At 30.7% G+C, this 17,491-nt stretch carries 22 protein-coding genes, 2 tRNA genes and 1 pseudogene; 15 read left to right on the forward strand and 10 right to left on the reverse strand.

The annotated features are described in order from the left end of the window. Position 1: 1 nt before the first annotated feature. Positions 2-919: a hypothetical protein gene (locus EVJ46_00985; protein RZD16845.1), complete on the reverse strand. Its 918-nt coding sequence runs from the start codon at positions 917-919 to the stop codon at positions 2-4. A gap of 996 nt (positions 920-1,915) precedes the next feature. Between EVJ46_00985 and EVJ46_00990 the strand changes: the two genes are divergently transcribed. Both EVJ46_00990 and EVJ46_00995 read left to right on the forward strand, forming a co-directional pair. Then, positions 1,916-1,991 (forward strand) — tRNA-Phe (locus EVJ46_00990). A 156-nt stretch (positions 1,992-2,147) separates the two neighbouring features. Further along, positions 2,148-2,224 (forward strand) — tRNA-Arg (locus tag EVJ46_00995). Positions 2,225-2,949: 725 nt separating this feature from the next. On the opposite strand, the gene EVJ46_01000 is transcribed toward EVJ46_00995, so the two are convergent. The 4 genes from EVJ46_01000 to EVJ46_01015 all read right to left on the reverse strand — a co-directional run bounded on the left by EVJ46_01000 (position 2,950) and on the right by EVJ46_01015 (position 4,405). Further along, the gene (locus EVJ46_01000; GenBank protein ID RZD16846.1) at positions 2,950-3,216 is read right to left on the reverse strand and encodes a hypothetical protein; all 267 of its coding nucleotides are present in this window, start codon (positions 3,214-3,216) and stop codon (positions 2,950-2,952) included. After that, on the reverse strand, positions 3,195-3,458 hold the full coding sequence (locus tag EVJ46_01005; GenBank protein RZD16847.1) for a hypothetical protein: 264 nt from the start codon (positions 3,456-3,458) through the stop codon (positions 3,195-3,197). Before EVJ46_01005 ends, EVJ46_01000 begins: the two co-directional genes overlap by 22 nt. A gap of 408 nt (positions 3,459-3,866) precedes the next feature. Continuing rightward, complete coding sequence (locus tag EVJ46_01010; protein ID RZD16848.1) at positions 3,867-4,112, reverse strand: DUF2283 domain-containing protein; 246 nt, start codon at positions 4,110-4,112, stop codon at positions 3,867-3,869. After that, complete coding sequence (locus EVJ46_01015) at positions 4,100-4,405, reverse strand: hypothetical protein (GenBank protein RZD16849.1); 306 nt, start codon at positions 4,403-4,405, stop codon at positions 4,100-4,102. The genes EVJ46_01010 and EVJ46_01015 overlap by 13 nt, the downstream gene beginning before the upstream one ends. Positions 4,406-4,668: 263 nt before the next feature. On the opposite strand from EVJ46_01015, the gene EVJ46_01020 reads away from it, so the two are divergent. Next, positions 4,669-5,055, forward strand: coding sequence for a hypothetical protein (locus EVJ46_01020; protein RZD16850.1), 387 nt, complete (start codon positions 4,669-4,671; stop codon positions 5,053-5,055). Between the two features lie 114 nt (positions 5,056-5,169). Here EVJ46_01020 and EVJ46_01025 read toward each other — a convergent pair whose 3' ends face one another. Together EVJ46_01025 and EVJ46_01030 are read right to left on the reverse strand one after the other, a co-directional pair. Continuing rightward, positions 5,170-5,586, reverse strand: a complete 417-nt coding sequence (locus tag EVJ46_01025; GenBank protein ID RZD16851.1) for a type II toxin-antitoxin system VapC family toxin — start codon at positions 5,584-5,586, stop codon at positions 5,170-5,172. Then, positions 5,576-5,845 carry an AbrB/MazE/SpoVT family DNA-binding domain-containing protein gene (locus EVJ46_01030; GenBank protein RZD16852.1) on the reverse strand — a complete coding sequence of 90 codons (270 nt, stop codon included), beginning with the start codon at positions 5,843-5,845 and terminating at the stop codon, positions 5,576-5,578. The genes EVJ46_01025 and EVJ46_01030 overlap by 11 nt, the downstream gene beginning before the upstream one ends. 279 nt (positions 5,846-6,124) lie before the next feature. On the opposite strand from EVJ46_01030, the gene EVJ46_01035 reads away from it, so the two are divergent. The 7 genes and pseudogenes from EVJ46_01035 to EVJ46_01065 all read left to right on the forward strand — a co-directional run bounded on the left by EVJ46_01035 (position 6,125) and on the right by EVJ46_01065 (position 7,892). Then, a complete protein-coding gene (locus EVJ46_01035; GenBank protein RZD16853.1) occupies positions 6,125-6,361 on the forward strand; it encodes a DUF86 domain-containing protein in 237 nt (78 codons plus the stop codon). Between the two features lie 27 nt (positions 6,362-6,388). Further along, positions 6,389-6,442 (forward strand): hypothetical protein, encoded by a 54-nt coding sequence (locus EVJ46_01040; GenBank protein RZD17437.1) that lies wholly within the window; start codon positions 6,389-6,391, stop codon positions 6,440-6,442. 188 nt (positions 6,443-6,630) lie between these two features. Beyond that, on the forward strand, positions 6,631-6,837 hold the full coding sequence (locus tag EVJ46_01045) for a hypothetical protein (GenBank protein ID RZD16854.1): 207 nt from the start codon (positions 6,631-6,633) through the stop codon (positions 6,835-6,837). 83 nt (positions 6,838-6,920) lie between these two features. After that, positions 6,921-7,169 carry a DUF4258 domain-containing protein gene (locus EVJ46_01050; protein RZD16855.1) on the forward strand — a complete coding sequence of 83 codons (249 nt, stop codon included), beginning with the start codon at positions 6,921-6,923 and terminating at the stop codon, positions 7,167-7,169. A gap of 19 nt (positions 7,170-7,188) precedes the next feature. Then, positions 7,189-7,416 (forward strand): DUF2283 domain-containing protein, encoded by a 228-nt coding sequence (locus tag EVJ46_01055; GenBank protein RZD16856.1) that lies wholly within the window; start codon positions 7,189-7,191, stop codon positions 7,414-7,416. Between the two features lie 19 nt (positions 7,417-7,435). Beyond that, positions 7,436-7,663: pseudogene (locus tag EVJ46_01060) on the forward strand (CopG family transcriptional regulator). Continuing rightward, the gene (locus tag EVJ46_01065) at positions 7,650-7,892 is read left to right on the forward strand and encodes a type II toxin-antitoxin system RelE/ParE family toxin (protein RZD16857.1); all 243 of its coding nucleotides are present in this window, start codon (positions 7,650-7,652) and stop codon (positions 7,890-7,892) included. The pseudogene EVJ46_01060 and the gene EVJ46_01065 overlap by 14 nt, the downstream one beginning before the upstream one ends. A 151-nt stretch (positions 7,893-8,043) precedes the next feature. Here the strand turns inward: EVJ46_01065 and gmd are convergent, their stop codons facing one another. The 3 genes from gmd to EVJ46_01080 all read right to left on the reverse strand — a co-directional run bounded on the left by gmd (position 8,044) and on the right by EVJ46_01080 (position 11,522). Beyond that, the gene (gmd, locus tag EVJ46_01070; protein ID RZD16858.1) at positions 8,044-9,027 is read right to left on the reverse strand and encodes a GDP-mannose 4,6-dehydratase; all 984 of its coding nucleotides are present in this window, start codon (positions 9,025-9,027) and stop codon (positions 8,044-8,046) included. A 223-nt stretch (positions 9,028-9,250) separates the two neighbouring features. Beyond that, a complete protein-coding gene (locus tag EVJ46_01075; GenBank protein ID RZD16859.1) occupies positions 9,251-10,177 on the reverse strand; it encodes an NAD-dependent epimerase/dehydratase family protein in 927 nt (308 codons plus the stop codon). Positions 10,178-10,214: 37 nt separating this feature from the next. Next, positions 10,215-11,522: a UDP-glucose/GDP-mannose dehydrogenase family protein gene (locus EVJ46_01080; GenBank protein ID RZD16860.1), complete on the reverse strand. Its 1,308-nt coding sequence runs from the start codon at positions 11,520-11,522 to the stop codon at positions 10,215-10,217. A 200-nt stretch (positions 11,523-11,722) separates the two neighbouring features. On the opposite strand from EVJ46_01080, the gene EVJ46_01085 reads away from it, so the two are divergent. The 5 genes from EVJ46_01085 to EVJ46_01105 all read left to right on the forward strand — a co-directional run bounded on the left by EVJ46_01085 (position 11,723) and on the right by EVJ46_01105 (position 17,419). Then, positions 11,723-12,463, forward strand: a complete 741-nt coding sequence (locus tag EVJ46_01085) for a glycosyltransferase family 2 protein (protein RZD16861.1) — start codon at positions 11,723-11,725, stop codon at positions 12,461-12,463. Positions 12,464-12,577: 114 nt separating this feature from the next. Beyond that, a complete protein-coding gene (locus EVJ46_01090; protein ID RZD16862.1) occupies positions 12,578-13,888 on the forward strand; it encodes a hypothetical protein in 1,311 nt (436 codons plus the stop codon). A gap of 7 nt (positions 13,889-13,895) precedes the next feature. Further along, positions 13,896-14,924 carry a glycosyltransferase gene (locus tag EVJ46_01095; protein RZD16863.1) on the forward strand — a complete coding sequence of 343 codons (1,029 nt, stop codon included), beginning with the start codon at positions 13,896-13,898 and terminating at the stop codon, positions 14,922-14,924. Positions 14,925-14,937: 13 nt separating this feature from the next. Further along, positions 14,938-16,461: a B12-binding domain-containing radical SAM protein gene (locus EVJ46_01100; GenBank protein RZD16864.1), complete on the forward strand. Its 1,524-nt coding sequence runs from the start codon at positions 14,938-14,940 to the stop codon at positions 16,459-16,461. A gap of 1 nt (position 16,462) precedes the next feature. Continuing rightward, complete coding sequence (locus EVJ46_01105; protein RZD16865.1) at positions 16,463-17,419, forward strand: glycosyltransferase; 957 nt, start codon at positions 16,463-16,465, stop codon at positions 17,417-17,419. The last annotated feature ends 72 nt before the right edge of the window (positions 17,420-17,491 follow it).

Genomic DNA, 17,491 nt, shown 5'->3' on the forward strand with positions numbered 1-17,491 from the left:
ATTAAATTGCGGTTTCCGAATATAAATTAAACGCATAATTTGCATATTCGCCAAGCTCAACCTCTAAGCCTGCCAAGTATCCGATAAGCTCTTCAAAACCAACCATCGGCGCAAACGATTCTAAATCCGACATATCGACAGCATTAATCAAATTCTGCTGACACATGGAACATATTGTTAAAATATAATCCGAATCGGTTTCATTTGCTTTTTGATTTATTGACTTGAAAAATTCATTTAAATCATTTGCGCTTTCTATTCTTTTATTCCTCAACGGAGTGACATTTTGCAGTTTCTCTCCGCCGCAGCACTCAGAATATAAAGACACCCTCGCGCCCAGATTTTCTAAAAATTTTGTTAATTGAAGTATATTGTCTTGATTGTCGTAACAACCTGTATAGAGTAATATAGAATGACCTTTTAAATTTTTAACTGCTTTTTTTAAAAAATTTTCTGCGGTTTTATTTTCAGCTGCAATATCGCCGGAATCATTCGTTTCTATATTTGTCTCATTAAGGGCGAACATTAAATCCAGAATATGTTTTGCTCCGGTTTTATCGGTATCGGTATCGGACAGAACAGCCTTAAACGGCTTAAGACTATAATCTATCTGATTTTTATACATAGAATTTTTATTAACGGTATCAAGAGCTTTATTTATGGATTTGCTGCATACCTGACAACCTGTATATAAATACTTAGCTCCTTTGCTCTGTGCTAATCCCAGATTTCTAAGCGGCATAACAACTTTATTAAAAAATTTATGGTCATAATAGCCCGGAGCTGCGCCGCAGCAATTCCATTCTTCAAGAAGTTCCGCTTCTATATCCAGAAATTCAAAGATTTTATAAAGATTTTTATTTTTAGCTTTTATATTATTTGACTCCACGCATCCGGGATAATATAATATTTTTTTCAAAATTAAACCTGCTTTATTTTTAATACAATTATATAATTATATAATTATCTATAGTTAATTTAATTTAATTTTAATATGGTTAATTTAATAATTTGATACAGTTAATTTAGCTATATTATTCTGCTATTCTGCTTCTTTACTATTTATTCTTTACTATTTACTATTTACTAGTTACTAGTTACTATTTATTATTTATTGCAAAAAACTTAATTTTTCTATTTTTTTTGCAGTCTAAAAATCAATAAGATATCGGTTGATAATTTTAACGGTTATAGAACAATTATTATAATCTTATTTAAAATCTAAAATCAAGTATTTTTTTGGCAAAAAATTAAATTCATAAAAAATTTTTAAAAAACTATTTTATTATTAATATTATCGGTATATGAGCAAAAATATACGCAAAATATGCTGCTTGCAACATAATTTATTAATTTAATTTTTAAAAATATGATAATTATAATTTATAATGCTATATTTAAAACACTTTTTGGTATTTAATTACCATATAGAAGTATTCTAATATATAAATAATATCAATAAATAATCAAACAAATAATACAAATAATACAATAAATAATCTATACAATGTAATTGTTTATTAACATTTCTAATAAATATTTTTTTATGCTATTTTATTTTATGCTTTTGATTTGATACTATCTTAATGCTTTTGATTTTATTCTATCTTAATCTTAATGCTTTTGATTTTAAAAAACTTTTCGAAAAAATATATGCCTAAAAAAACACAAATATTTTAAAAAAATTTTTTAATATTGTCGAAAAAATATTAAAAACATATCAAAAAAAATATTGTAATATAAAATAATTTATGTTATGATTTGTCAACTAACCATTATTTATGGTTTGCGCATATTTTTTTTCGTATATATGTTGTTTTTTCATTTTCATATATATTTGGTTTATGTATATTTTCGTGTTATCTGCTATTAAGTTAATTTGTATAATATGCCAGCAGTAAAGCAATAATGATATGCCGAGATAGCTCAGTCGGTAGAGCAGAGGACTGAAAATCCTCGTGTCGACGGTTCGATTCCGCCTCTCGGCACCACTTAAAAATCTTACAAATCTATCTAAACTTCAGATTTATTTTTCCGAATAAAGCTATAAAGAAAATTTATGCTTTATATCCAACTATTATACTTTATCTTGAAATTTGTAATATAAATAGACTATAATGTCATATAATGTTATATAGATTTTAGATGCCCCCGTAGCTCAGTAGGATAGAGCAGAGGTTTCCTAAACCTTTGGTCATCGGTTCGATTCCGGTCGGGGGCACCACTAAAAGACGCAGTAAATAAGGCACTTCGGTAAAATACCGCTTAAAAAAGATAAGCATAAAAATGTATAAATATGAATAGAAATGACGTATTTTTACTACCATATTGCTATCATTTACTACTAAAAAAATTATTCCCGAAATTAAACCGTTAATAGAAAAAATATTTATTAGCTTTAAAAATTATTGATAAGGATTCTATTATTTGCTACTATATTGCTACTGCATTTTAAATACGCCAATATTTATTAATAATATCAATAAGTTATAATTAAAAAATTAAATGGGGGGCAGATTTATTTATTCTCATACTGCACTGCTGCCTATGTTTTCAAATTATTTATTTCCGATAGCGTAACTTTTTATATCGTCCATAACCGCATCTATAAGCTATCGGAATATTTTAAAACTATCCCTGAATTCTGGATGAATTTGCAGACAAAATACGATCTTTATAAAACAAAAGAAAATATGCTTCGCACGGCTTAAAAAAAATGTCTATTAATAGTATATATATATTAAATTTAAAATGGAATATACCGATTATGGCGAGGCAAAAATATAATATAAAGCAGGTCGAGGTTATAACCATAAATGAAGATAATGACATTATAATAATTACGGCAATAGCAAAATATTTTTAATTAACCGAAGGAGTTTTAAATGAAAGTAACGTATGACCCGAAATATAAATAAAAGGTGTCAGACACCTTTTCCCTTAAGTGAACTACCTCGCCCTCACGGACGAGGATTCCTGTTTCGTCGTATGACGGCTATATCCGATACTCTGGATACCCGCCGGAGCATACTCCGCAGGCGTTAGACTTTTGTCCGGTTCAGGCGATACCCGCCTTACCTTTAGACGTGTGCTGCCGTAGGCAGCATTAAGACCCACAAGAAATAGGTTAATACTGGCGTTTATATCTCTGTCGTGAGTAGTATTGCAGTCGGGGCAAGTCCACTCTCTATCTTTTAATTGCAAGTCTTGCTTGATAGATAGAACCTGTTGACTTTAAAAATATCCCTCCCGTACCAATCGGCTTTATATTTAAGCTGGTCGGTAAACATGCCCCACGATACATCGGATATAGACTTAGACAAATGCCTGTTTTTAACCATTCCTTTGATATTTAAATCCTCAAGAACGATAACTTGGCTATCGTTTACCATTCTTAATGAAGCTCTGTTTATATAATCTTTACGTTGATTAGCTACTTTTTCATACACGGTTGACAACTGTTTTCTGAAAAGAAAAGGTGTCAGATACCTTTTCCTCTTAAATCAACCGTACCTCTTTCATCTATTAGCGGAACACACAAGTGTGAACCTTGGATAAAACTTGTGTTATATGGTTTCCTACAAAACCGGAAGCGCCTGTTAGTAAAATATTCATATGTTTCATATGTTATTTTAATTTTAATATATTTATTTAAATATAGTAAAATATTTAATTAATATCAAAAATCCATCTTAAAATATGAAAAATTAATCAGATACCTTTTTCTTTAAAACAAACGGCAGATACAGACAGAAGTAAGAGATAAAATAAATCAGATATGATTTATACGATCACTTAAAATGCAGTCGGGAGTACGAGAATAAATAGATCTAGAATAAATATATCTGACACCTTTATTTATACTACTATCTTCTTGTTGATGCATCTAATATTGTCAAGCCGACAATATCTTTTCCGCTATATCTAAGCAAAATGCCATTTTTTAACATTTCTGAATCAGTTGCTTGTTGAGGCTTCTTAAAACTAATATATAAGACATCCGCTTCATCGTCGTAATCTATCCACATTCTTTTATTAGGAAAGTTTAAGAGATGCGGGGTAATTTTAGAAATATCACCGATTATTTTTGAATCTATAGTTATTTTTTCCATAAAATTTCCTCTTTTTCCAATTTTATCTTATTAGTGAAATATGCGGTAATAGCAAATCCATCGGTTTTATCAATTTCCTTATATATAACGGCTAAAAATTTTATCTCGGAAAACTTTTTTAAAGCGATTAATGCATTATTATAACCTTTTATTATAAAATCTGGGTTTTCAATACATTCCAGCACGAAATCATAATATCCGGCAATATCTTCATGGTTTTCTATTATATGAAACCATCTCTCTGCGGTTATCCTGATATCAACTCCGTTTATTGATTTAGCCGTATCGAACATTCTTGCTAATTAATTAACATCTAAATTTATATAAGTTATATATAATATTTAAGTAAAATATAGACGGATATAAAATTATAATAAACTAATTCCCTTAAATAATCAAGTTTACATAACGGGATATTATGGGGGTAGATAAGCCGACGAACGAGAAAATGCGGTTAAGAAAAAGGTATCGGATTTTATTTTCCGCCAAATAATAATATAGGAAACTTACAATCAGCAACTGCGGAGAATTAATCGGATACCTTTTTCTAAAAATATTGATAGGTATAATTAAAAGGAAAAGGTGTCTGACACCTTTTCCTTTTACCGAAAAAATAATTTATGGAAAAGCTGATGATAAAGATATATATAATGGTATAAATAAAGATAAAGATGCTGAACACATAAACGACAAAATAGAAAATTGCCGTATATTAGATTTAGATCAAATTTTTTTAAGTCTTGGAGAAACCAACAGCGCAAGATTTCAAAACTATGAAAAATTCATCGGCGAAAATATCCCGCTAGAAGAAATTAATTTTTTGAGAGATTCTGTAAAACGCGGGCAGCTGACCGGAAATTTTCTATTTGAAGAAGCTGTACAGCGTATTATAGGGGTTAGAATAGAAAGACGCTCGCAAGGAAGACCGTTTAAAAATAAATGAATCTGACACATTTTCTTAATTTTTCTTTAAAACTCCCAATCACGCAAAACACAGTCGAGAGTAAAGGAATAAATAGATCAGACACCTTTATTTAGACACCTTTATTTTTATTTATTAAATGTTTATTATATTTAACCAATCAATTCTTGAAAAATGCTTCTTATCAAGCGTTAATATGTCGGTCAAGCTATGTTCTTTCATAAAGAAAGCGTTGTATGCATCTACGAAATCAATATTTTTAGATACATAAAAATTAAGCGCGTCTAAAATTAGACCAGAATCTTTCACTCCAAGACCGTTTGTATTCATAATTTTTAAAACAGCCGTTTCTATTTCTTTTTTTGATTTATCGTAGTATGATTCTAAAACAAATATAATTTCTATAATTACAAGCGAATTTGTGATAAGTAAAATCTCTCCTAACGAAGCTTTTTTAAATGTCTCTTCGATTTTATCCGAAATAGATTTATTATCGTTTATGAGATATCTTAGAAAAATATTTGTATCGACAAAAAACTTTTTATTCATCATTTAACGATAACGACTCTTCTATAATTTTTTTTGCGGCTGATTTTCGTGCTATATTTCTAATCTTTTCAAAATCTTCGTATTCTTTTATAGGTTTTAAACTGCCCCTTAGATCAAAAATATCTCCGCTTATATGTTTTAAGATTATATCGCCGTCTTTTTTAACGAACATTACCTTATCATGCTCTTTAATTCCTAAAATATTTCTTATCTCTTTAGGTATAGTAACCTGACCTTTTTTGGTTAATGTGCTTACAGACATCTAACGCCTCCAAATATTTAAATTTGTATTTAAAATTCTTACTTTTTTATTTTAGCATTACTTTTATCTAAAAGCAATAAAAAATCTTTTTGGCATAAAATTTAATAAATAATTAAATTAAAATTAAAACAATTATAAAATCTATTTCCTTCTAGGAAGTGTGCGGAAAATAGTAGAAAATAGGGACAGTAACCGTTTTTTATTGTTTAAGCTTGAGGATTTCAGGCTTTATTTGGAAAGCATGTTGGGACGGGAAGTTGATATCGCAAATAAAAAAAAATTGAAACCTTATATCTGCAGACACATATTGGAAGAGGTAATGTATATTTGAAAAATAAAGATATTCGTGATTATTTAAACGATATTATCGATGCTGCGGCTAAGATACTGGAATTCACTCAAAACATTACTTCTTATGATGAATTTATTGAAAACGATATGCTGTTATCCGCCGTTATTAGAAAATTTGAAATAATCGGCGAAGCAATAAAAAAGATTCCTATTGATACTCGCTAAAAATATAATAATGTTCCATGGAAAAATATAGCCGGTGCAAGAGATAGGCTTATCCATAGCTATGACGATATAGATTATTAAATTTTATGGGTTTTAGCGATACTTGATGGGAAAGAAATTCGTTTGAAAAAATTAGAAATAGGAAGTCCATTAAGCGAAAATGACCCCATATGGAAAATTATAGGTGCCGGCGAGAGTAATAAAAAACATATTTCGGTAAACCACGATAAATATCTTGCTGAAGGAGAAACAAAACATTGGGCCGAATAATGGTTGATACTAGCGCAATATATGCTCTTCTTGATAAATCCGACGCAAATCATAATGATGCGGTTAAACTTTTAAAGACAATAGCGATGGAGAAGAAGGACGCTATTCTTACTAATTTTATTGTTGCCGAAACCCATGCATTAATTTTCGTAGAAAAAATGGCGTCCGATTTATTTATTCTTCCCGATACCATTAACATGATATAATTTACGTTAATGATAATTTATTTTACATTTTATTTTTTTGTGACATATAATATATTATAGCATAATATAATTAATAATTATTTATGATGATAATTCACCCTCATGCAAAAGAACGAATGACTGAAAGGGGCATTAACGAAAAAGAAGTTATAGAAACTTTAGAAGATGGAGAATGTTTTCCCGTTAAATTTGGCAGAAACGGTTTTAGAAGAAATTTTATTTTTAACGATTTATGGCGAGGCAAAAAATATAATATAAAGCAGGTCGAGGTTATAACCGTAAATGAAGATAATGACATTATAATAATTACGGCAATAGCAAAATATTTTTAATTAACCGAAGGAGTTTTAAATGAAAGTAACGTATGACCCGAAATATAATATTTCTTATATTAAATTAGCTGAATCTTCTGAAAAAGTCGAAACTATAAAAATAAGCGATGAAGTCAATATCGACTTATCCCCCGACGGAAAAATTTACGGCATAGAACTTTTAAATGCAAACGAATTGATGAAGCAAGACGGGGAACTTGTTTTTCTTAATGAAGGCACAGGCGAAGAAACTAAAATTGCAATTTGAGTAAGGGGCACTATAATATATGACTACATCAGTTAGACTTACCTAAAAAATAGAAGAAAGACTTAATTTTTTATCTTCAATGACTGGACGCACGAAAGCTTATTATTTACGCCAAATTATAGAAAAAGGTCTGAACGATATGGAAGATTACTATCTTGCATCGGAGGTCTTAGAACGTATCCGCAAAGGCGAAGAGAAAATATTTTCTGCAGAAGGGGCGGAGAAATATCTTTATATTGCAGATTAAATTTTCCGAAACAGCGGTCAAACAGCTAAAAAAAATTGATAAAAATACGTCGAAAAGAATTGCCAAAACCAATAATCCACGCAACATCGGTAAAGCGCTGACTGGACCTTTGGGTAATTTTTGGCGTTACAGAGTCAGCGATTACCGCATTATTTGCAATATTCAGGATAATAATTTTGTTATTCTTGTTTTGAAAGTAGCAAACAGAAACGAAGTATATAGAAAATAAAAATATGCAAAAGAAAGTAAAGTCAATTTCTCAAAGCTCTTATTTAATCAAAAATCAATATTTTCAAGTATTGCTTTAAATGACTCAGCAAACGACAAAGAAAAGCTTCTTTTTTATTTATTTAGGCTAATCGGAAGGCGAAACCCCAAATTTAACATTCAGATTTATTATCCCTTACCCTTTTCATATCCGCTTCAACCATAAGTTCTATCAACTCTTTCATCTGGGTTTTAGCCTCCCAGCCTAATTTTTCTTTAGCTTTTTTGGGGTTGCCGAGCAGTCTTTCAACTTCTGCCGGTCTATACAATTTTTGGTCTATTTCGACATAGTCTTGATAATTTAAACCGACGTAATAAAATGCTATTTCGCACATCTCTCTGACCGAAGAAGTCTTGCCTGTGGCAATAACATAATCGTCCGGCGCGTCCTGCTGGAGCATCAGCCACATAGCTTCGACATAGTCTTTGGCATATCCCCAGTCTCTCTGAGCGTCTATATTACCGAGATAAAGTTTGTTTTGTTTGTCATATTTTATTTTGGCGACGGCATCCGTTACCTTTCTCGTAACAAACTCTATGCCTCTTATAGGGGACTCATGATTAAAGAGAATACCGGCGGAGCCGAATATATTAAAACTTTCCCTATAATTAATAGTAAGATAATGGGCAAAAAGTTTAGCTGCTCCGTATGGGCTTCTGGGATGAAAAACGGTATTTTCGCACTGTATAGTTTCGGTTGTTTTACCGAACATTTCAGATGTAGACGCCTGATAAAATCTAATTTTGTCATTTACAATTCTTATTGCCTCAAGAACATTTACGACGGCAAAACCGGTCACCTGCGTAGTAAGTATCGGCTGCTGCCATGAGGTTCCCACAAAACTTTGAGCGGCTAAATTATAGACTTCGTCGGCTTTTGACAATTCTAAAGCCCTGATAAGCGAAGACAGATCAAGCAGATCTCCGTCTATGATTTTAATATCGTCTAATATATTTAAATATCTTAATCTCCATAAAGTATCAGAGCCTCTTCTTGCAAGAAAGCCGTAAACATTATAACCTTTTTCAAGCAGAAATTTGGAAAGATATGCCCCGTCCTGTCCCGTTATGCCCGTTATAAGAGCGCTTTTTGCCATAATAATTTAACTCCTCCTTTTTTTATCATAATTATTTTGTATATTATCTTGTATTTTGTTAAATGTCGATATTTATAAACGATTCATATAACTTTTATTAATTAATCAAATAACGGCATGATAATTTATTAGCATAATTATTATATAGTTCCATAATGTAATTATGGAATGATAGTAATTAAAACAATTTAACTATAAAATATGATTTTAAGCAAGAAAAAATTTATTTTTTTAGCCTTTCTTTCCAATATCCTAAAATATCCGCCAAACTTTTTTCAAGCGGTTTTTTTTGCTCCCATCCTATAATTTTCTTAATCTTTTCATTACTGCCGCATACCCTTTTCTGTTCATTAGGTCTTAATTTATTTTCATCTATTTCTATTTCAACCTCAACACCGGCAATATTACAAAGAGTATCGATTATAGAGCGCATTGCGACCTCTTTTCCAGAGCATACATTGTATATGTCATATATGTCGGAATTTATCCCTTTTTCTAATAATAGCTTATAGGCAGCCGCGACATCTCTTACATCTAAAAAATCTCTTGTAGTATCGATATTACCGATTATAATTGCCGGTTTTTTTAGACCGAGACTAATTTCGGCTATCTGTTTTGCAAAACTTGATACGGCAAATCTTTCGCTCTGATTAGGTCCTATATGATTAAAAGGTCTTGCTATAACAATTTCAACATCTTCAGTAGCAGACCACTGGTAACACAGCGCTTCAGCCGCAGCTTTGCTCACAGCGTAGGGATTTCTCGGTTTTAACGGATAATCTTCTGTTATTGGGAGTTTGTTTTCGCTGACATAACCGTAAATATCGCTGGAGCTTATATAAAGTATTTTACCGCAAAAACCGTATTCTTTTAAAACACTAAACAGGTTATAAGTGCCGATGAAATTTATATTATAAGTTTCAAGAGGATTTTTGAAAGATTCAGGAACAAAACTCTGTGCGGCTAAATGGATTACAGCATCATAGCGGCAATTTTGCGAAGAATTTAAAAAAGATTTTATTCTACCGATATCTCTTAAGTCAACCGTACCTCTTTCATCTATTAGCGGAACACAAGTGTGAAACCGAGATAACTCTTGTATTATATAATGTCCCACAAAACCGGAAGCGCCTGTTAAAAGAATGTTCATAAGTTAATTATTAATTAATTAAAACTGTTAGTTATGTCTATCTCCCGACAGAATAATAATCAAAACCGTATTCTTTCATCTTATCTTTATCGTAAATATTTCTTCCGTCGAACACGGCGGGGGTTTTTAGAAGCGACTTTATTTTGTTAAAATCAGGCATTCTGAAATCGTTCCATTCGGTGGCTAATATAAGTCCGTCAGAATCTTTTAAGGCATTATACATATCGTCAAAATAGTCTATCTGCGGAAATACGTTTTTTGTATTTTCCATGGCAATAGGGTCAAAAGCTTTGACGGATGCTCCGTACGACAGAAGTTTAGATATTATGGTAAGGGCGGGCGCTTCTCTTATATCGTCTGTTTTCGGTTTAAAAGCAAGACCCCACAGTGTAAATGTTTTGTTTTTAATATCAGATTTAAAATGTTTTAAAAGCATATTGACGATTATTTCTTTCTGGATATTGTTAACCTCGTCCACGGCTTTTAATATTTTAAAATCGTATCTGTGCTGTTTAGCGCTGTGATAAAGAGCCTTTACGTCTTTCGGAAAACAGCTGCCGCCGTAGCCTATTCCTGGGAAAAGAAAAGATTTGCCTATTCTTTTGTCGGAGCCTATTCCGATTCTTATGCTGTCTATGTCCGCTCCCGTTATATTGCAGAGATTGGCAAGTTCGTTCATATAGGATATTCTTAAAGCAAGCATGGCGTTTGAGGCGTATTTTGTTAATTCCGAAGACAGTCTGTCCATAAAATATATTGGAGCGCCCGTTCTCACGAAGGGTTCGTATATTTCGGAAATAAGCTCTTTTGCTTTGGTGTTTTCTTTATGATTATTTAAACCGGCTATAATCCTGTCCGGTCTCTGAAAGTCATCTATTGCCGCCCCTTCTTTTAAAAACTCCGGATTAGACACGACATCGAAAGGAATTCCCGTTAATTCTTTTATTCTTTTTTCTACTGAATCGCATGTGCCTACCGGAACTGTGCTTTTAACTATAATTACTTTGTATGAATCCATGGACAGAGCTACGCTTTCCGCTACCTTAAAGACGTTTGAAAGGTCTGCTTCGCCGTTTTCTCTCGGAGGTGTGCCGACGGCTATAAATATGACTTCCGAGTTTTTAACGGCTTTCGATAAATCGGAACCAAACTGCAGCCTTTTAAGTTTAGCGTTTTTATCGCAGAGTTCTTTGAGTCCTGGCTCATATATAGGGATAATACCTTTATTTAAAGAATTTATTTTATCTTCGTCGTTATCTATGCAATAAACGGTATTGCCGGAATCCGAAAGGCAGACGCCGGTGACAAGACCTACATAGCCTGTGCCTATTATTGAAATGCGCATATATCCTCCTAATTAAACCAAATTAAATTAATTTATTCTACTTAATTATAGTAAATACTTATACTATGCAAAGAAATATTGCAAAAATTTATTTAAATAATATATACTATGCAAAGAAATATTGCAAAAATTTATTTTATTTATTTAAATAATATATACCTACAAAATTTAAACTAAATTTAAGTGCACATTTGTTTAACATGAAATTATACAAAGGTAAAATTTCTATCCTTATGCCCGCCTACAACGAAGGCGAAAAAATATATGAAAATTTGATTTATGCCTATAAGATATTTAAAAAGTTCAGATTTCCTTTTGAAATAATATTAATAGACGACGGCAGCACCGATAATACAAAAGCTATGGCTTTAAAAGCGGCGGAGGAGCATGAAGAAATTAATTTTGTTTCAAATGTGCGTAATGCCGGCAAAGGGTATGCATTAAAAAACGGTTTTGAACATTCTACAGGCGATATAATAGTATTTTTAGACAGCGACCTTGAAAATCACCCTTCGCAAGTAGGAAAATTGCTTAAAGCGATGAGTGATAATAACGCCGATGTTGTTATAGGCACAAGAAGAAGCAAAAAATTGAAAGCAAAATATACATTACAAAGAAAAATATTAAGTTTTGGTTATTATTTAATGATAAAATCTTTGTTTAAACTAAATCTTACGGATACCCAAGCCGGTATTAAAGTTTTTAAGCGAAATGTTTTAGAAATTATTTTTCCAAAAATTTTATGTAAAAAATTTGCTTTTGATATTGAAATTTTAGCCATAGCTATCCGAAAAAAATTTAAAGTAATTGAAATACCTACCACATATATTTTTTCACGCGAAAACAGTTTAGGAAGAATTAAGATTAAAGATGTTTTTGATATGGGGTTGGATACCCTTGCTATATTTTATCGAATGAAAATATTACATTATTATGATTAAAAAAATGTATGTTTTGTCCATTTTCTCCATATTGTTATTGTTTTGTATTGATTTGTTATTTTTTCAATTTAGTGTAATGTATGATGTCATTATTATTGCAGCAATCAGATCTAAATGAAAAATATATTAAACGATAGTTTGCTTAAAAACGGAATTTACATCTTTATTTTTTCCATGTCGGCAAATTTCTTCAATTATCTTTTTCAAATTGCCATGGGTCGTTTATTAACCGTATCAGAATACGGCACATTAAATTCGCTATTTTCAATTTTATTAATAATTTCTGTGCCCGCAGGCACTATAACTATAATAGCTGCAAAAAATATATCTCATAATTTAGCAATTTCCGAATTTAATAAAGTTAAAAAATTTATTAAAAGCATATCTTTAAAGGTTCTTTTTTTCGGATTTTTCATTCTTGCCATTTATTCTATTCTCATACCCCATTTAATGAATTTCATGAAAATAAATGTTTTTTTATATTTTGCTATATTGGGTGCAGTTTTGTTGACAAGTTTCTTTTTTTCACTAATTTTAGGCATACTTCAAGGTTCTAAAAAGTATGGCTTATATGGGTTTGTTGGAAGTTTATCGTCAGCTGGAAAATTAGTTATAGCCATTATTCTAGTGCTGTTTGGCTTAAATATAACTGGAGCGCTCCTTTCAACTTTAATAACGCAGGTTGCCGTGTCTTTTGTAACGGTTATATTTATATACAATTACTTTAAAAAAATAGGTTTAGAACAGGTTTTAGACGAAAATAACGGTGAGACGTTAGAATATATTTTGACGATTAAGTATTTTCTGCTTGTATTTTTTTCATTATTTTTCTATACTTTTTTTACTAATATAGATTTAATAATGGTTAAACATTTTTTTTCTTCAAAAGAAGCCGGCATTTATGCAGTAAGCGCGTTACTCGGAAAAATTATATTATACCTGCCAGCCAGTTTTGCAGTTGTAATGTTTCCGGAAGTATCGCACGCACACGCTTTAAACAATAAAACAAAAAGGATTTTGTTTAAAACTATTTTCATCACAATTTTATTATGTTTTTTTGGTGAAATTTTTTATATACTTTTTCCTAATTTTATAATATCAGTTCTTATGGGAAGTAAATATTTGAAAGCCGCGCCTTTATTAAGTCTCTACGGATTAAGCATGTTTTCTTTTGCTATTGTCAGCATAATGGTTAATTATTATATGGCGGTGCAAAAATATTTTTTTGTATTTTTAATGTTTCTTTTCGCGATGTTAGAAGTTGTTTTAATAAGTTTGTTTCATCAGACATTGGTTTCTGTTATATATTGCGTAATGATTACTGGCTATATTCTCGCTATAGCATCTTTAATTAATATCTTTTATTATGATTTTATTTTATTGTATAAAAAAATTTATGTATTTTTATATAATTTAAGAGGATAAACAACAAATGATAAATACTATTAAAAATAATTTAAACACCAACGCCAATACCAATATAATTGGGACATCCAATAATCATTTAGTTTCTATTATTATTCCAGTTGCTAAGATTAATAATTATATTATTGAAGCTATTTCATACTATCTTAATATGAGTTATAAAAATTTTGAAATCATAATTTTACCGGATGAAGAAGAAAATTATACTTTTAAAAAATCAGTAATTGTTCCAACAGGTCACGTAGGTCCTGCTACAAAAAGAGACATAGGCGCCAAAAATGCTAAAGGCGATATACTTGCGTTTATTGATGATGACGCCTATCCTCAGGCGAACTGGTTATTAAACGCTTTAAAAATACTCAAAGATGATTCAATAGCTGCGGTCGGTGGACCAGCAATAACACCTGAAGAAGATAAATTTTTTCAAAAAGTTTCAGGCTCTGTATTTTTAACTAAAATAAGCGGCATAGACCCAAGGAAATATTATCCTATTGGAAAATCAGCTGATGTAAAAGAATGGCCGTCCGTTAACTTTATAATAAAAAAAGATATTTTTTTACTTATAAACGGTTTTAATTCGGATTTATGGCCTGGAGAAGATACCGAACTCTGTTTTAAAATTACAGAAATAGGAAAAAGAATTGTTTATGACCCGTATACTATTGTATATCATCATAGAAGAGGCAATTTTGCAATGCATCTAAGACAAATAGGAAATTATGGGATCGTAAGAGGATGGTTGGCTAAAAAACATCCTTTGCACTCATTTAAGTTAAAATATTTCTTATCATCTTTTTTTGTGTTATACTTCTTAATGACTTTTTTATTATTGTTTTTAGATTTCAAACTTTTTACTTATATGTTTTTAGGTTTATTATTTTATATCCTTATTTTACTTTACGCTTTTTTCGATATCAATAAAAAAACCAAAAATGTAAAAATTTCATTATTTGGAACTGTTTATATATTTATTACGCATATTTATTATGGTATTTCTTTTTCTTATGGCTTCTTATTTGTAAAAAAAATAACTTGAGGTTTAAATAATTATGAAAATTTCTATATCTTATCCGCCATTAGAATCTAAAAAGGGCACCCCATTGCTTTCCCAAAACAGGCAGTTTCAGTGGTTTAAAGACCCTACATATATATATCCTGTGGTGCCTGCTTATGCCGCGACACTTCTTAAAGAAAACGGATTTGATGTTTTTTGGGATGACGGGATAGCTGAATCGTTAACATATGATAAATGGATCTTGAGGCTCAAAAACGAAAAACCAGATATTATTGTTTTTGAAACTAAAACACCTGTTGTAAAAAGGCACTGGCAAATAATCTCAGATATAAAAAAAATTTATGATCAACCAGCAAATGAAGATAAATTAAAGAATTGTTATAATTTTCCTATAGTTATTCTTATGGGTGATCATGTAACAGCAATGCCTGAAGAGTCTTTGATAAACTCCAAAGTAGATTTTATTATTACCGGTGGTGATTATGATTTTTCCCTTCTTGGACTATGTAATGCATTAAAAAATATATCCTCGCTTGATGATTTGAAAAATATACCGTCGGGCATATATTATAGGAAAGGACAAGAGATTCTGAATTCAGGAAAATTTAAATTAGATAATGATTTAAATAAACTTCCTTACATTGACAGAAACCTCACAAATTGGAAACTCTATGCTTACAAGAACGGAAATTTTAAACATACGCCAGGCACATATGTAATGGCGGGAAGAGACTGCTGGTACGGAAGGTGTAGTTTTTGTTCATGGACAACTCTTTACCCAGGCAAAAATTTTAGAACGACAAATGTTTCAAAATATCTTGATGAAATAGGAATTTTAATTGAAAAGTTTAAGGTCAAGGAAATATTTGATGATACAGGCTGTTTTCCGATAGGAAACTGGTTGGATGAATTTTGCAAAGGCATGATAAAAAGAGGTTATAACAAAAAAGTAACAATGGGCTGCAATATGAGGGTTGGTGCGCTGTCTCAACAAGAATGGAGTTTATTAAAACAGGCAAATTTCAGAATGATTCTTATAGGTTTAGAATCAATAGTTCCTTCTACACTGGAGAGATTAAATAAGGGAATTAATGCATCAAATATTGAAACTACTCTAAAGATGGCAAAATACGCTGGATTAGAACCCCAACTTACGACAATGATAGGCTATCCTTGGGAAACTATTGACGACGCCGCTATGACTATCAATTTTGCCAAAAAAATGTTTAAAAAAGGGTATATTGATACATTACAGGCAACTATCGTCGTACCTTATCCAGGGACGCCTTTATTTGATGATGCAAGAAATAACGGCTGGCTTTTGACGGAAGATTGGAATAGATATGATATGAAAGAATCTGTCTGGAGAAGTCCTGTAACAAATGAAGATGTGCTAAAATTTGCTCAAGATTTGTACACTTCAGCCTTGAATCCTTATTTTATTTTTAAAAAGTTAGTTTCTATAAGAAATATTGACGATATAAAATTTATATTTAAGGCTGGGAAAAAAGTATTATCGCATTTTACAGATTTTAAAAAAGAAAATAATGGATACTGATATGAGTTCAGTGTTAGTTTCGGTTATAATAACAACGAAAAACGAAGAAAAAAATATAGAGATGTGCCTTAAAAGCATTAAATTTCAATCTTATAATAATATCGAAATAATAGTCGTTGATAATCAGTCGAGCGATAAAACAAAAGAAATCGCAGCTAAATTTACCGATTTGATTTATGATAAAGGACCTGAAAGGTCGGCTCAAAGAAATTACGGCGTTAGCGTAAGTCATGGAGAATATATATTGTATTTAGACTCCGATATGATTTTAGCTCCTTTTGTCATTGAATCATGCGTAGATGAATTTAAAAAGAGTTCCTCCGTTGTCGGATTATATATACCGGAAATAATAATGGGCAACGGATTATTTTGCAAAACAAGAAGATTTGAAAGGTCTTTTTACAACGCCACTCCGATAGACGCTATAAGATTTGTGAAAAATGATATTTTTATTAAAGCAGACGGTTTTGATGAAAGTTTTTCAGGACCGGAAGATTGGGATTTTAACAGAAAAGTTTCAAAGTTAGGAGAGCTTAAGCTTTTAGGCGGTTATAAAGTTCTATCTGAAGAAAAAGGGGTAAAGGAATGGAAGAAAAATGGTTTTTCAAAAGAAATTATAACTTTTTTAATTTCAAACGGGATTAAGTCTAATGATTTAAATAATAAATATAATAATGTAATATTTCATAACGAAACAAATATAACTTTATCAAAATATTTTGGCAAAAAAAATTATTATATGAAAGGCTTTGATATATATATAAATAAATGGGGCAAAAATGATATTATCGTTAAAAAACAATTTGGCTTATATTACAGGTATATAGGGGTTTTTATAGAAAACGGCAAGTGGAGAAAATTGGTTAGGCATCCGCTGTTAACGGTTAGTGTGTATTTTCTAAAGGGTGCAGTAGGAGTTGTATATGTTTGGCATAAGTTATATAAATTCATTAAATAATTTTTTTGTGTATACAGTATTAATATATTATTTTATTTAAAATATTAAGATAAAGAAATTATATCGGTTTGC

Origin of the sequence: Candidatus Acididesulfobacter guangdongensis, from assembly GCA_004195045.1 — a bacterium.
Classification (GTDB): domain Bacteria; phylum SZUA-79; class SZUA-79; order Acidulodesulfobacterales; family Acidulodesulfobacteraceae; genus Acididesulfobacter; species Acididesulfobacter guangdongensis.